The 14645-nt window shown below is 71.5% G+C and carries 14 protein-coding genes; 7 read left to right on the top strand and 7 right to left on the bottom strand.

Features of this window, described 5'->3' with window-relative positions; genetic code table 11:
• Positions 1-41 precede the first annotated feature (41 nt).
• Complete coding sequence (locus D9599_RS25630; protein ID WP_198384137.1) at positions 42-1013, bottom strand: hydroxyacid dehydrogenase; 972 nt, start codon at positions 1011-1013, stop codon at positions 42-44.
• A 17-nt stretch (positions 1014-1030) separates the two neighbouring features.
• On the bottom strand, positions 1031-2005 hold the full coding sequence (locus D9599_RS25625; RefSeq protein WP_198384136.1) for a tripartite tricarboxylate transporter substrate binding protein: 975 nt from the start codon (positions 2003-2005) through the stop codon (positions 1031-1033).
• A 112-nt stretch (positions 2006-2117) separates the two neighbouring features.
• Between D9599_RS25625 and D9599_RS25620 the strand changes: the two genes are divergently transcribed.
• On the top strand, positions 2118-2885 hold the full coding sequence (locus D9599_RS25620; RefSeq protein WP_309228714.1) for a TlyA family RNA methyltransferase: 768 nt from the start codon (positions 2118-2120) through the stop codon (positions 2883-2885).
• Between the two features lie 10 nt (positions 2886-2895).
• Here the strand turns inward: D9599_RS25620 and D9599_RS25615 are convergent, their stop codons facing one another.
• The 4 genes from D9599_RS25615 to fabI form a co-directional block, all read right to left on the bottom strand.
• Positions 2896-3048, bottom strand: a complete 153-nt coding sequence (locus D9599_RS25615; RefSeq protein WP_043838130.1) for a hypothetical protein — start codon at positions 3046-3048, stop codon at positions 2896-2898.
• 85 nt (positions 3049-3133) lie between these two features.
• Positions 3134-4240: a hypothetical protein gene (locus D9599_RS25610; RefSeq protein WP_198384134.1), complete on the bottom strand. Its 1107-nt coding sequence runs from the start codon at positions 4238-4240 to the stop codon at positions 3134-3136.
• A 176-nt stretch (positions 4241-4416) separates the two neighbouring features.
• A complete protein-coding gene (gene aroC / locus D9599_RS25605; RefSeq protein WP_198384133.1) occupies positions 4417-5523 on the bottom strand; it encodes a chorismate synthase in 1107 nt (368 codons plus the stop codon).
• A gap of 9 nt (positions 5524-5532) precedes the next feature.
• Positions 5533-6387 carry an enoyl-ACP reductase FabI gene (gene fabI / locus D9599_RS25600; RefSeq protein WP_232480904.1) on the bottom strand — a complete coding sequence of 285 codons (855 nt, stop codon included), beginning with the start codon at positions 6385-6387 and terminating at the stop codon, positions 5533-5535.
• 85 nt (positions 6388-6472) lie between these two features.
• Here fabI and pdxH point away from each other — a divergent pair, with 85 nt between their 5' ends.
• The 3 genes from pdxH to D9599_RS25585 all read left to right on the top strand — a co-directional run bounded on the left by pdxH (position 6473) and on the right by D9599_RS25585 (position 9575).
• On the top strand, positions 6473-7102 hold the full coding sequence (gene pdxH / locus D9599_RS25595; RefSeq protein ID WP_198384132.1) for a pyridoxamine 5'-phosphate oxidase: 630 nt from the start codon (positions 6473-6475) through the stop codon (positions 7100-7102).
• Positions 7103-7115: 13 nt separating this feature from the next.
• On the top strand, positions 7116-8597 hold the full coding sequence (locus tag D9599_RS25590; protein ID WP_198384131.1) for a bifunctional aminoglycoside phosphotransferase/ATP-binding protein: 1482 nt from the start codon (positions 7116-7118) through the stop codon (positions 8595-8597).
• 102 nt (positions 8598-8699) lie between these two features.
• Complete coding sequence (locus D9599_RS25585) at positions 8700-9575, top strand: universal stress protein (RefSeq protein WP_198384130.1); 876 nt, start codon at positions 8700-8702, stop codon at positions 9573-9575.
• A gap of 12 nt (positions 9576-9587) precedes the next feature.
• Here the strand turns inward: D9599_RS25585 and D9599_RS25580 are convergent, their stop codons facing one another.
• Positions 9588-11414 carry an ABC-F family ATP-binding cassette domain-containing protein gene (locus tag D9599_RS25580; RefSeq protein ID WP_198384129.1) on the bottom strand — a complete coding sequence of 609 codons (1827 nt, stop codon included), beginning with the start codon at positions 11412-11414 and terminating at the stop codon, positions 9588-9590.
• Positions 11415-11589: 175 nt separating this feature from the next.
• Here D9599_RS25580 and D9599_RS25575 point away from each other — a divergent pair, with 175 nt between their 5' ends.
• The 3 genes from D9599_RS25575 to D9599_RS25565 all read left to right on the top strand — a co-directional run bounded on the left by D9599_RS25575 (position 11590) and on the right by D9599_RS25565 (position 14628).
• Positions 11590-12651: a glycosyl hydrolase family 8 gene (locus D9599_RS25575; protein WP_198384128.1), complete on the top strand. Its 1062-nt coding sequence runs from the start codon at positions 11590-11592 to the stop codon at positions 12649-12651.
• Between the two features lie 83 nt (positions 12652-12734).
• Positions 12735-13727, top strand: coding sequence for a hypothetical protein (locus tag D9599_RS25570; RefSeq protein WP_198384127.1), 993 nt, complete (start codon positions 12735-12737; stop codon positions 13725-13727).
• Between the two features lie 16 nt (positions 13728-13743).
• Positions 13744-14628, top strand: coding sequence for a cellulose synthase operon protein YhjQ/BcsQ (locus D9599_RS25565; RefSeq protein WP_198384126.1), 885 nt, complete (start codon positions 13744-13746; stop codon positions 14626-14628).
• Positions 14629-14645 lie beyond the last annotated feature (17 nt).

Here is a 14645-nt window from a genome sequence, read left to right as displayed (position 1 = left end):
AACAACTCAACACGCCAAGGCCCGCGCGGGCCTAAGGCGGGTCAGGCGCGCCCCAGCACCTCGCGGTTGACCACCGCGTCGGGGTCGGGGCGTCCGGCCAGAAAGTCGAGAACGTTGCCTGCGGCGTCCCAGGACATGCGCCGTAGTCCCTCGGCGGTGCTGGCCGCGACATGGGGGGTGACGACGAGGTTCTCGAGCGCGAGCAGCGGCACGGGCTCGCGCATCGGTTCCACCCGCAGCACGTCGAGGCCGGCGCCCCCGAGCTGCCCGGAGCGCAGCGCCGCCTCCAGCGCCGCCTCGTCCACCAGCGTGCCGCGGGCCGTGTTGATGAGGACGGCACCGGGCTTCATGGCTGCCAGGAAGGCGGCGTCCACCATGCCGCGCGTGGCGTCGCTCGCCGGCAGGTGCAGGGTGACGATATCGGCCTCGGCGAGGCCCGCGTCGCGGTCCTTCACCGCCTCGTAGCCGGTGCCGCGGATGGTGCCCGCGGGCATGAAGGGGTCGTGCACCGAAACGCGCATGCCGAAGGCCGCGCAGAGCCGCGCGACGCGCGTGCCGATGCGGCCAAAGCCGAGCACCAGCACCCGCCGCCCACCCAGCTCGAAGGTCTTGGATTGACCTTGCACGCGCCACTGGCCGCGACGCACGCCCGCATCCACGGGCAGCACGCGGCGGGCGACGGCAAGCATGAGCATCAGCGCGTGTTCGGCGACGGAGGCCGCGTTGGCCTCGGGCGTGATCATCACTGTCACGCCCGCGCGCGTCATCGCCGGGACGTCCACGAGGTCGTAGCCGACGCCGTGGCGGCAGACCATGCGGAGCCCCGGCGCCATGGCGAGGAAGGCGCTGTCCACCGCCGTCCCGCGAACGATCGCGGCCTCGGCACGGGCAAGTCGCGCCGCGAGGTCCGGACCGGCCGGTGCGCCCGGGTGGTCGAGGGTAATGCCGGGCGCCTCGGCAAGGCGCTCGATCCCGCCAGGATGGATGGGATCGACGACAACCACATGGGGCATTCGGGAGGAACTCGGGATCAGGGTTGGGTGGACCAGGGCGAACGCTCGTAGAGGCGCCGCGCGGACTCGGCCTCCGCCATGACGGCGGCCTTGTAGGCGTCGCCGAGGAGGGGTCGGAGCGGCAGGTTGAGGCGCTCGGCCTCGCCCAGGAAGGCTGGGTCGGAGAGGACGGTGCGGAACGCCTCGATCAGTCGCGCCGTGATCTCCGGCGACAGGCCGGGTGGGCCGACGAAGCCGCGGGCGGAGCCGCCGAGAACGTCGAGGCCCTGTTCGCGGAAGGTCGGCACCTCCGCCATGGCAGACCAACGCTCCGTCGCCGCCTGGCCGAGGCAGCGCGTCCGGCCCTCCCGGAGGAGCGTGATGCCTTCGCTGAGATTGTAGGAAGCGACGTCGAGCTGCCCTCCCAGCAGGTCGCGGATCGCGATGGCCGTGCCGTTATAGGGAACGTGCAGCGCCTTCACCCCCGCCGCCGCCTCGAAGGCGAGCAGCAGCAGGTGGTCGTCGGAGGAGGTGCCGGCGGCGGTGCCGACCGAGACGGACTCCGCGCGCTTCGACGCGGCCTCGCGAAGGTCGGCGGCGCTGCGGAGCGGGGAGTCGGTGCGGACCCAGAGCCCACCCGGGTCATCGACCACATTGGCAAGGTAGGTGTAGTCCTCCGTCCTCCAGCGCATCGGCCGTTCCAGCGCCTTGCTGATGAAGCCGAGGGTGGCGACGGCGCCAAGCGTATAGCCGTCCGGCCGGGCGGCGAAGATCGCCTCGTTACCGATTTGCCCGCCCGCGCCCACGCGGTTGGTGACGACGAAGTTCACGCCGGGGAGGACCGCCGGCAGGTGCCGCGTCAGCAGCCGCGCCATGAGGTCGATGCCGCCGGAGGGCGGGTAGGGAACGATCACCTCGATCGGGCGGCCGGCTGGCCAGGCGGCCTGGGCAAGGGCCGGGTGGGTGAGCGCGGCCGAGAGGGCAGCGCCGGCCAGGGAACGACGGGTGGGCATGGGGCGGCTCCTCTGGCCTCTCTCGGACCTGGGTGCAGTTCTCCACCCCCGGCCCCCCTGCGGCAAGGTGCCCACGCGGTGTATGCTGGCGCGCGAGAGAGGGAGGCGATCCGTGACCGAGCCCAAGCCCGCGCAGAAGCCGGGCAAGCAGCGCGCCGACGCTGCCCTGGTTGAGCGCGGCCTGGCCGAGAGCCGCACCCGTGCCCAGGCGCTGATCCTCGCGGGCAAAGTCTTCAGCGGGGAGCGTCGGATCGAGAAGTCGGGGCAGGAGCTGCGCGAGGACGAGGCGCTGGAGGTCCGCGGACAGGACCACCCCTGGGTAAGCCGCGGCGGGCTGAAGCTGGCGCACGGGCTGGAGGCCTTCGGTCTGGACCCGAAGGGGCGCGTCTGCATCGATGTCGGCGCCTCGACCGGCGGCTTCACCCATGTGCTGCTGCACCACGGCGCGGCGAAGGTCTATGCGGTTGACGTCGGCCACGGCCAGCTTGCCTGGACGCTTCGCAACGATCCCCGCGTGGTGGTGATGGAGCGGGTGAACGCCCGCTATCTGGAGGCCGCGCAGATCCCCGACCCGGTCGGCGCCATTGTCTGCGACGCCTCGTTCATCAGGCTCGCGACCGTGCTGCCCGCGGCACTCTCCCTCGCGGCACCCGGCGCCTTCGCGGTCGCGCTCATCAAGCCCCAATTCGAGGCGGGGCCGGGCATGGTGGGGAAGGGGGGCGTGGTGCGCGACCCGAACGTGCACCGCGCCGTCTGCGCGCGCGTGCGGGCCTGGTGGTCGGGCCTGCCGGGCTGGTCGGTGCTCGGGATCACGGAGAGCCCAATCACCGGGCCAGAGGGCAACAAGGAATTCCTGATCGGTGCCCGGCGCGAGGGCTGACCGCGTAGTCCTAGCGGGTGGCCGGCCGGGCTGTGTTGCCGCCGGCCGCGCGAGAGAGGTGATCGGCCAGCATCCAGACCCGCTCCGGGTCCATCCGCACGTCGGGATCGTTGAGCAGCCTGTCCAACTCGGCCTGGGCCTTCTCCATCTCCATCTCGGTCATCGGACCCACCTTCTTCTTAGTCGCTAGCCGGCGGGAAACGACGATTTTTGCGGCAAGTTTCAAAAGATTACGCGGGCAGGAACGATCAACCGCTGGAGGCGAGCGCCGCCATGAGGACGGGGTCGCGCGGCAGGGGCTGGGCGGGGTTGCGGAAGCGCAGCTCCCCGCCCGAGACCGCGTCGGGCGGCGACATCAGGAACATCTCCATGCGGGACGCACAGGAAACCGTGGAGATGCGCTTCGCCTCCGGCGTGGTGAGGAAGCGGCGGACCGCGCCCTCCAGCTCCATCCTATCGCGCAGGCCGCGCCACTCCTGCCGGCCGAGGTCGTCGAGAAAGACGGCCATGATGCCCGGACGCTGCCCGCTGAGCCGCGTCGAAGCGGTGCAGAGCCGCCGGCAGACCGCCTGTGCCACGTCGCTCGGCTGCCCTGCCCGCGCCGCGAGAACGAGGATGTTCCCGCCGCCCTGCGCCACCGCCAGATGTGCCTCCGGGCCGAAGAGGGCGCGCAAGGCGGAGGCGGGGACCGCAGCCTGGGCGCCGGCGAGGAGAAGCGGGTCGAGCTTCAGCATCGCGTCCGCGGCCGAATCCTGCCGGCGCCGGTCGCGCAGCATCTCCATGATCCGGCGCTGCAGGGCGTGGATGTCCAGCGCGTCACGCTTCAACCCCTCCGGCAGCGTCATCTTCAGCACGTAGCGGCCAGGATGCGCGGCAAGCCAGGTCTGCAGGTCGGGGTTGATCCCGTCCACGAAGGCGCACCAGTCATTGCGGAGAACCGGGCGGCCCTCCTCGGCCGAGACCGTCTCGCAAGCGATCTCCGCCTCCGCCCCGCCGCGCGAGATGACGAGGTCGTGGGGCGTACCGTCAGCGAGTCCCGTGAACCGCACCTCGAAGCCCCGGGCCCGGTGCAGCGCCGCCACGCGCAGGAGGTGGAAGAGGGGGATGAGGTTGGCCTCTCCCGTTAGCCCCTCGAGCACGAGGGCGCGAAGGCGCTTCTTCGGCTCCGGCGGCAAGGATTCGGCGAGCCGCACGGCCTCGCGCGCGTAGGAGAGGAGCTGGCGTTCCGCAGGGCTGGCGCCCGCCACCGCCTCGGGGGAGAGAAGGCGCTGGAGGGTCAGTTCCAGCGCATGGCGTTCCTGCAGGGCGCGGGCAGCGAGGGAGGGACAGGCCGCGCGCCGGCCGATCTCCGCCATGCGCGCTTCCCAGCGTTTGGTACCGGCCAGACCGAGGAAGCCCGCAAGGACTTTCGGATCGGTCCGCTTGTCGGTGCTCTTTTGTGAATGCTGGTCGGGTTTCGGCATGCGACGGCAACCCCGGTTTCGCCGAGGGTAATACCCGAGTGCGGAAGTCGGATAAAGGATCCCGTGCTTCAGTTTCTCGGGAGGCGAGTGGTGGTAGGGGCGTCCGGCACCTGCGCCCGGTGCCGCAGCAGGGCATCGGCGAGCACGCAGGCCATCATCGCTTCGCCGACAGGGACGGCGCGGATGCCGACGCAGGGATCGTGGCGTCCCTTGGTCACCAGCTCTCGCTCCTGCCCGTGGCGATCCACCGTTCGGCGGGGAACGAGGATGGAGGAGGTCGGCTTCACCGCGAAACGGGCGACCACCGGCTGGCCCGTGGAGATGCCGCCGAGCACGCCGCCCGCGTGATTGCCGAGAAAGTCCACGGTGCCGTCGGGCGCCATGCGCATCTCGTCCGCATTGCCCTCGCCGGTCAGGGCGGCGGCGGCGAAACCGTCGCCGATCTCGACGCCCTTCACGGCGTTGATCGACATGAAGGCGGCCGCGATCTCCGCATCCAGCTTGCCGTAAATCGGGGCGCCGAGGCCGGGGGGCAGGCCCTCGGCCACGACTTCCACCACCGCGCCGACGCTGGAGCCGGACTTGCGCAACGCGAGCAGGCGCTCCTCCCACCGGGTGGCGGTGGCACGGTCAGGGCAGAAGAAGCTGTTCTCCCGCACGGCAGTCCAGTCCCAGGCCGTGCGGTCCACGGGGTCGCCGCCCATGGCCACGAGGGCGCCGCGGATGGTGACGCCCGAGCCCAGTACCTTCCGCGCAACGGCGCCGGCCGCCACGCGCATCGCCGTCTCCCGTGCGGAGGAGCGCCCGCCGCCGCGATAGTCCCGCACGCCATATTTCAGGTGGTAGGCGAGGTCGGCATGGCCGGGGCGGAAGCTATCCGCGATCTCGCCATAGTCGCGGGAGCGCTGGTCCGTGTTCTCGATAATGAGGGAGATCGGCGTGCCGGTGGTCAGGCCCTCGAAGGTGCCGGAGAGGATCCGAACCTGGTCCGGCTCCTGCCGCTGGGTCACGAACTTCGATTGGCCGGGGCGCCGCAGGTCCAACCAGGGCTGGATGTCGGCCTCCGAGAGCGACAGGCCGGGCGGGCAGCCATCGACCACGCCCCCGATCGCCGGCCCGTGGCTCTCGCCCCAGGTGGTGACGCGGAAGAGGTGGCCGAAGGTGTTGTGCGACACGGCCTGGCGTCAGCTGCCGACGGTGGCGATGTCCGGCGCGTCCGGGTGCTTCATGCCGACGATGTGGTAGCCGCAGTCCACGTGGTGCACCTCCCCCGTTACCCCGCCGGACAGGGGGGATACGAGGTAGAGGCCGGCGCCGCCCACCTCGTCCAGCGTCACGTTGCGGCGCATAGGCGAGTTGTACTGGTTCCACTTCAGGATGTAGCGGAAGTCGCCGATGCCGCTCGCGGCAAGGGTCTTGATGGGCCCGGCGGAGATCGCGTTCACGCGGATGCCGGCATCGCCGAGGTCCGCGGCCATGTAGCGCACGCTGGCTTCCAGCGCGGCCTTGGCAACGCCCATGACGTTGTAGTGCGGCGTCCAGCGCTCGGCGCCGAGATAGGAAAGGGTGAGGAGCGAGCCGCCCGGCTTCATCATCGCCGCCGCCCGGCGCGAAACCGAGACGAAGGAGTAGCAGGAGATGTCGAGCGCCTGGAGGAAGGCTTCCTTCGGCGTGTCGAGATAGCGGCCGCGCAGGTACTGCTTGTCGGCGAAGCCGATGGCGTGGACGAGGAAGTCGATGCCGTCCCAGCGCTCGGCGACCTTCTTGAAGGCGGCGTCAATCGCCGCTTCATCGGAGACGTCGCAGGGCACGAGCAGGTCGGAGCCGATGCTGGCGGCCAGCGGGCGCACCCGCTTCTCCAGCGCCTCCCCCTGATAGGTGAAGGCGACCTCCGCCCCCTGGGCGGCCAGGGCCTGGGCGATGGACCAGGCGATGGAGCGGTCGTTCGCGACGCCCATGACGATGCCGCGCCGGCCCTGCATGAGCGTCCCCGTCACGGGCAGCGTGGCGGTTTGCGCCACCGTCTCGGCATCGTTCATGGGGCGTCCTCCGGCGGGGCGGGTCTGTTGCGACGGGCGGGGAGGGGTGGCACACCGCTCCCGACGGAACAAGGGGCCTGAACGCATGAGCCTGACAACCGAGCTCCCGCCCGGCGCCGCCCGCGAGCCGATCCCGGAGGCCGCCGACCCCTACGCCCTCTTCGAGGCCTGGATGGCCGAGGCCGTGGCGGGCGAGCCGAACGACCCGAACGCCATGTGCCTCGCCACCGCGACAGCCGATGGGCGGCCCTCCGCCCGCATGGTGCTGCTCAAGGGCCGGGACGAGCGGGGCTTCGTCTTCTACACGAACGAGATGAGCCGGAAGGGCGGCGAACTGCTGTCCAACCCCCACGCGGCGCTGCTCTTCCATTGGAAGTCCTCCCGCCGGCAGGTGCGCGTAGAGGGGAAAGTGGAGCGCGTCACGGCCGCGGAGTCGGATGCCTATTTCGCCTCGCGCTCCCGCGGCTCGCGCATCTCGGCCGTCTCCTCGGACCAGTCCCGGCCGCTGGCTTCCCGCGCCGCCTTCGAGGCGCGCGTGCGCGAGACGGAAGCGGCGAACCCGGGCGAGGAGGTGCCGCGCCCGCCACACTGGGGCGGTTTCCGCGTGCTGCCGGAGAGCATCGAGTTCTGGCAGGACATGCCCTTCCGCATGCACGACCGCGTTCTCTTCGAGCGGGAGGGGCAGGGCTGGCGGTCCGGGCGGCTCTACCCCTGATCGGCGCCGCGCGGTGACCATCCCGGCCGCGCAGGCGCCGGCCGCCTCGCTCCTGGCGCGTCTGACCGGGGCCGAGCGGCCGGTCGAGACGCATATCTCCGCTGTTTTCGTCGGGCACCAGCGGGTGCTGAAGCTGCGCAAGGCGGTGAGCCTCGGCTTTCTCGACTTCTCCCTCCCGGCTGCGCGTCGGCGCTTCGCGGAGCGCGAATTGGTCCTGAACGCGCCGGCCGCGCCCGGCCTCTACCGTGCGGTGCACGGGATCCCCGCGGAAGGGGACCGGCTGATCGCGCCCGATGATCCCGCGGCGGTGGAATGGGCCGTGGAGATGGCACCGGTGCCGGCGAATGCCTTCCTCGACGCCGTGGCCGACCGAGGCGGGATCGACGAGGCGATGGCGGATGCGCTGGGGGATGCCGTCGTGGCGCTCCGCGGAACCTATCCGCCGGGTGATGCCGGGGATGTCGTGCGCGCCATGGACGCGGTGCTGCGGGGCAATGCGCGGGCCGCGCTCGCCTCTGGCCTTGACCGCGCGCGGGTGATCGCCTGGCGCCGCGCCGCCGGCCGGACGCTCAGGACCGTAGCGCCGGTGCTGCGGGCGCGCGCGGCCGAGGGGCGGGTACGCCGCTGCCACGGGGACCTGCATCTCGGCAACCTCGTCCTCTGGCGGGGGCGGCCCACGGCTTTCGACGCGCTCGAGTTCGACGAGGAACTGGCGACGATCGATACCGGCTACGACCTGGCCTTCCTTATCGCAGACCTCCTGCGGCGCTGCGGGCGGGCGGCCGCTTGCCGGGTGCTGGCGCGGGCGGTCGCGGTCGGGGACGATGCCGGGCTCGTCGCGGCGCTGCCGCTCTGGCTCTCCACGCGCGCCATGATCCGGGCGCATTGCCTCGCCCGCATGGAGGGGCAGGGGGAGGGGGCGAATGCCTTCCTCGGGGACGCGGAGGGCTATCTCCGACCACCGGCGGCGCGGCTGATCGCGGTGGGCGGGCTGCCGGGCACGGGCAAGACACGCCTCGGGCGGGCGCTGGCGCCGCGCTTCGGGGCCGCGCCGGGGGCGCTCCACCTCCGCACGGATGAGATCCGCAAGCGCCTGGCGGGCCTGCCGCCGGAGACGCACCTTCCGCCAGAGGCCTATACCGCCGCCGCGAGCGACGCCGTGCACGCCGCCCTCTTCAAGGAAGCGGGGGCGGCGCTAAGCGGCGGGCACTCGGTGATTGCTGACGCCGCCTTCCTCGACCCCGCGCGGCGGAACGGGATCGAAGCCGTGGCGCGGGAATGCGGCGTGCCCTTCGCCGGGTTCTGGTTGGAGGCACCCATTGAGGTGCTGCGCGCGCGGGTGGAGGCGCGCCGGGGGGACGCCTCGGACGCGACGCGCGAGGTGCTGGACTACGCCGCAAGCAAACCCGTCGGCCGCCTCGGCTGGGCGCGGCTCGACGCCTCGTCGGAGCCGCTGCCGGCGGCTCTTGCGGCGCTCGGCCTGCCGATGTGCTAGATAGGTCCGCGCCCGGCCGGAATCGGCCGGGACGCGGCGGGAGAGGTGCAGCCGCACCCCGCCCGCGACCTCGCCCAAGGACGACTACGGAGTCCCGCCGACATGGCCTACCGCCGTATCCTGCTGCCGCTGACCGGCACCTCCGCCGGCGAGGCGGCGTTGCACACCGCCCTTCTCACCGCGCGCATCTGGCATAGTCACGTTCACTGCATTCATGTGCGCGTGGATGCGCGCGACGTGGCGCCCCTGGCCGGCGAAGGCCTGTCGGGCGCGATGATCGAGGAGATGATGGCCGCGACGGAGAGGGAATCAGGTGACCGCGCGAGCCGCGTGCAGGCCCTCTTCGACCGCTTCGTGCAGGGAAGCGACGTAGTGGTGGCCACCAGCGCCGAGGCCGCCGAGAAGGCGGACAGCGCCACCATTTCCTTCGCATCCGTCGCTGGGCGGGAGGAGGATCTCGTCGCCCAGCAGTCGCGCCTCTACGACATGGCGGTCGTGCCGCATCCGGACGCGGGGGAGGACGTCTCCTCCTCCGACGCGCTGCACGCCATTCTCTTCGACAGCGGCCGGCCCGTGCTGATCGCGCCGCGCGAGCCCCCGGCGAAGATCGGCACCCGGGTCTGCTGCGCCTGGAACGGCACGGCGGAAAGCTCCGCGGCCATCGCGGCCGCCCTGCCTTGGCTGCATCGGGCCGAGGCGGTGCGGATCCTCTACAGCAAGGACTACCAGCGCCGCGGGCCGGACGTGAAGGGGATCCTCTCCTACCTCCACTGGCACAACATCGAGGCGGAACCGGTGGAGTTCTCCCCGGTCACGCGCGAGGTGGGGGCGGGGCTGCTCGGCGCGGCGCGGGACTTCGGGGCGGACCTGCTCTGCATGGGCGCCTACAGCCATTCGCGCATCCGGCAACTCATCCTCGGCGGCGTCACCCGGCACGTGCTGGAGAACGCCGATATGCCCGTGATGATGTGCCGCTGAGCGGCTGAGGGTTCAGCGGGCGGGGGCCCCTTCCGCCTCCTCCCGCCGCATTTCCAGCTCCAGCCAGCGCTCCTCGGCCTCGGCCAGGGCCTGCTGGCGTGCGGTGAGCAATTCCGTCGCCTTGGCGAAGCGGGCCGGGTCTCGCGCGTAGAGCTGCGGGTCGGCCAGGATATCGTTCAGCTTCGCGATCTCCGCCGAGAGCTTCTCCATCTCCCCCGGCAGGGTCTTTAGCGCCTGGCGCTCGCCCATCGTGAGGCGCGGGCGCGCGGGCTCGGGTTTCGCTGCCGGCCTTGCCGCCGGCGTGGATTTCGGCGCCGGCGCGCCGATAGCGGCGGCACGGGCGCGCACGCCGTGGCCGCGCTGCGCCACCATGTCCGAGTAGCCGCCCGCGTACTCCGCCCAGCGTCCGTCGCCCTCATAGGCGATCACGCTCGTCGCCACGCGGTCGAGGAAGTCGCGGTCGTGGCTCACCACCAGCACGGTGCCGGCGTAGTCCGCGATCATCTCCTGGAGCAGATCCAGCGTCTCAAGATCGAGGTCGTTGGTCGGCTCGTCGAGCACCAGCAGGTTACTCGGCCGCGCCATGGCGCGCGCAAGCATGACCCGCGCCCGCTCCCCGCCCGAGAGTACGCCGAGTGGCGTGCGCGCCTGCTCCGGGAGGAAGAGGAAGTCCTTCATGTAGCCGATGACGTGGCGTGGCGCCCCGCCGACATGGACCATGTCGCCCCGCCCCTCCGTGAGGGAGTCGGAGAGCGTCATGCTGTCGTCAAGGCTCGCGCGGCGCTGGTCGAGGCTCACCATCTCGATGCCCGTGCCGAGGCGCACCTCGCCGGAATCGGGTGGCAGCACGCCCGTCAGCATGTTCAGCAGCGTCGTCTTGCCCGCGCCGTTCGGGCCGACGATTCCGACGCGGTCTCCGCGCAGGATACGGACGGAGACCTCCCGCACCACCGCGCGGCCCTCGTAGGACTTGGAGATACGGTCCGCGACCACGACCTGGGTGCCGGAGCCGTCCGCCTCGGTGGAGGCGAGGCGCACCCCGCCCTGCGGCCCGCGCCGCTGGCGGTGCTTTTCCCGCAGGGCCTGCAGTTCGCCGACCCGGCGCATGTTGCGCTTGCGCCGGGCGGTGACGCCGTAGCGCAGCCAGTGCTCCTCCCGCACGATCTCGCGGGCGAGCTTATGGGCGTCGCGCTCCTCCTCCTCCAGCACCTGGTCGCGCCAGGCCTCGAAACCGGCGAAGCCCTGGTCGAGGCGCCGCGTCGTGCCGCGGTCGAGCCAGACCATGGCGCGGGAGAGGGATTCAAGGAACCGTCGGTCATGGCTGATGATCACCATGGCCGAGCGCATGGCGGAGAGTTCCGCTTCCAGCCACTCGATGGCCGGCAGGTCGAGGTGGTTGGTCGGCTCGTCCAGCAACAGGATGTCGGGCGAGGGGGCCAGCACGGCCGCCAGCGCCGCGCGCCGCGCTTCCCCGCCGGAGAGGCTGGCGGGCGCTTCCTCGCCGGTCAGGCCCAGCTCCTCCAGCAGGTGGCGGGCGCGGTAGGGGTCGTCCCCGGGGGCGAGGGCAGCCTCCACATAGGAGAGGGTGTTCGGGTGGCCGGAGAGGTCCGGCTCCTGCGGCAGGTAGCGCAGCGTCGTTCCGGGCTGAACGAAGCGGCTGCCGCCATCGGGCGCCACGAGCCCAGCCGCGACCTTCAGCAGGGTGGACTTGCCGGAGCCGTTGCGGCCGACCAGCGCCAGCCGCTCACCGGCCGCGACGGAAAGGGTGGCGTCGAGCAGCAGCGGGGTGGAGCCAAAACCCTGCCGGATGCCCTGGAGGAGAAGGAGAGGGGGTGCCATCGCCGGCGGATATGGCACCTGCGAGGGCGGATGGCACGGGGTATATGAATCAGCGGGGCACGAGCGGAAAGCCTGTTATCACGGAACCGCGAGCGTTATACTCACCGCTACGGCGAGGGGTCTGACCTGTCTCCTCGGTAAGCGCTTCGCAACGTCACCCGTGCAGCATGAGTCCATGCCGATCCAGATTCAACGACGAGCCGCGATCGGCCTGCTCTCCGGTGGGGCGGCCGCCATGCTGCGGGGCGGAACGGCCGTGGCTGCCGCGGACACGGCCGGCTGGATGGACTTCAAGTCGCGCTTTCTGCTGCCGGAGGGCCGGGTGCTGGACAACGGCAACGGCAACCAGTCGCACTCGGAGGGGCAGGGCTGGGGACTCTCCCTGGCCGAGCACCACAACGACCGTGCGGCCTTCGACCGCATGCTTCTCTGGACGCGCCGCAACCTGCGCCGCGAGACGGACAACTTGCACGCTTGGCGCTGGCGGCCGGACCGCCAGCCGGCCGTCGCAGATAGCAACAACGCAACGGACGGCGACCTCTTCATCGCCAGCGCACTGCTGCGCGGCGGCCGGCGCTGGTCTGACCCGGCGTTGACGGAGGAAGGGACCGCGATCGCACGCGACGTGCTGCGGCTGCTCGTGCGCCGGGCAGGCGGGCGACTCGTCCTGCTGCCGGGAGCGCAGGGCTTCGAGCACCGCACACATGTCGTCGTGAACCCTTCCTATTACTCCTATCCGGCGATTGCGACGGTTGCCGAGGCGGTGCCTGATCCGGCGTGGCTCCGCGTCGCTTCGGACGGGCTTCGTCTGCTGCGCGCGGCGCGATTCGGCCGGTGGGGACTCTCGCCCGACTGGCTGGCGGTGTCGCGGACCGACCGCAGTGTCTCGCCCGCCCAGGGCTGGCCCGCGCGCTTCTCCTACGACGCAGTGCGCGTGCCGCTCTGGCTGACCTGGGCAGGGTTGGCTGACGAGGTCGCGGTGGAGGCGCCGCTCAGCTTCTGGTCCGACACCAGCCATCGTCAGGTGCCCGCCTGGGCCGACCTATCCACCGATTCAGTCGCGCCCTACGCAGCGGGGCAGGGAGTTCTGCTTATCGGACGCTTCGCTGCCCGACAACGCGGTATCCTTCAGGATCGTTTCGGACCCGATGCATCGAATGAGAAGCGTGATTATTATGATACAGCGCTGGTCCTTCTGGCGCGCATGGCGGCGGCTGAGCGGGGTCAAGCCATCTAGACAAGCGACGGCATGATCAAATTTAAGATATGTGCGGGGTGCGAAGATTGCTTCGCGTGCGCCATGCTGACGGAGAGTGGTTCATGCCGCAGGATACGGATGTCGCTCGAATGGCGGCGGCCCTGCGGACGCCGTCGCTGAAGTACCGGAGCTTTGGGAACGAGCCCGTGCGCCACGTGCCGGCGGCGGCCCCGCCGGACGAGGACCAAGCCTTCAGCATCCTTGGCGACGCGCTGGCAGGCGCGGAGGAACTGCCGCCGGATGCCGTTCTCGGTGAACGGTCGCTCCATCGCGACGTGGGGTATCCTTCCACCTATGCGGAGCTCGCCGGACGCGCGGATCGTTCCACTGCGCTCGCGCCCGACGCTTACCGGCCGGTGCGTCGCGAGGCACAGGCGGATGGGCATCTGCGCCCAACGACTCCAGCCCACGAATCGCCTGTGCAGCGCTCGCCAGAGCCGGAAGCCCGCTATCAGCCGGCGCGCGACGATGCCCGGGATCGGCCGCTGCCTTGCGCCGCCGGTCAAAAGCCGGTCGTAGCGCAAGCCATCACTCGGCCGGGCGGCGTTTCGGCACCGCTGGCGGATGCCGCGATGCGGCCCGGGATGGTGCCGGCTGCACCGTTGGCGCCTCCACTGGTCAGCGCGCCGCCGGTGCAAAGTGCGGCCGCGGGGCGCCACGATGCACAGGGCTCGTCGCTGCTGCAGACCCTGCTCGGCACGCCGTCGGTGGCGGCCCTGCCCGCACCAGCTGCCGGCGCCGCGCCCGTCGCTGTCGCTGCCCCGGCGAAGGTCGCGGGTGAGACGGCACGCGCTCTGCTCGGCGTACCGCCGGCCTGGCCCTCTTTCCGCTACGGTTCCGGCACCGGCTCCTCGCTGCTCGATACGCTGTTCGGCGCCGACAGTCCGACCGCCGGCATTCATTACCCGCTGCTGGACGCCCTTGGCGCTGCGATGCAGGGGAGCCCTGTCGATCCCTCTTCGCGGCACTGGCCGGCCGCGCGCGTCGATGTCGCGCTGCCCGAACTCCTGCGGCGCGTGGCCGCGGGCGTCCGCGCCGCGCGCAACGCCGCCTGAGTTCAGGAGCAAGACCGTGCCGCTGATCTGCTTCGCTTCGCCCAAGGGTGGGGTCGGTAAGACCACGCTCACCGCGAACCTTGCCGACGCGCTGCATCGACTGGGGCACCGGGTGCTCGCGGTGGACCTCGATTCGCAGAACGCACTCCGCCTGCATTTCGGCGTCTCGCTGAGCGACCGCTCGGGCTTCGTCGTGGGCCTCGCGCAGGGCGAATCCGCCTGGCGCACACAGCTGAGGCAGACGCCCTCCGGCGTACTTCTCCTTCCACACGGGGCGATGGACTTGCGCGGCGCGTTGGACCTTGCTGTCGCGCTCGACCGAGAGCCCGACCTTCTCGGCAATCCAATGCGCGAGATGCTGGCCGATCCCGATCTCGTCGTGGTCGCGGACCTGCCGCCCGGCCCCTCTCAGGCGCTCGCGCTGCTCGCGCCGATGGCGACTATGGTGATCGGCGTGCTGCAGGCCGAAGCGATCAGTGCGGCGCTGGTGCCGGAGATCGAGAGCGGCCGTTTTCTCGGAACCGGGACCATGGCGGCGTTGCTGGCTGGCCGCCTGCGCGTGGTGCTGAACGGGGTGGACCTCGCGTCGCGCCTCTCGCGCGCCTCCGCCGAGGCTGTGGCGCGGCATCTCGGCTACCGGATGCTCGGCGCGATGAGCCGCGAGGAGACGGTCGCCGAGAGCCTCGCCTGCCAACGGCTGCTGCTGGACCATGCGCCGGAGAGCCGGGCCGCGTCGGACCTGAAGGAGATCGCCCGGCTGATCGCCGCCGCGCTGCCGGCGCCGCTGCCCGCCCCGTACACCGCCGCCCCTGAGCCGGCGACGCTCGCGCCCGGCGAAGCTACCGCAATGCCTGCCGTCGCGCCCGCGGCCCAGCTCCCGGCCGTCGAGGTCGGCCGGTGAGGGCTTTAGGTCGCCTT

Origin of the sequence: Roseomonas sp. KE2513 (assembly GCF_016107305.1) — a bacterium.
GTDB lineage: Bacteria > Pseudomonadota > Alphaproteobacteria > Acetobacterales > Acetobacteraceae > Roseomonas.
This window is presented reverse-complemented; position numbering and strand designations above follow the sequence as displayed.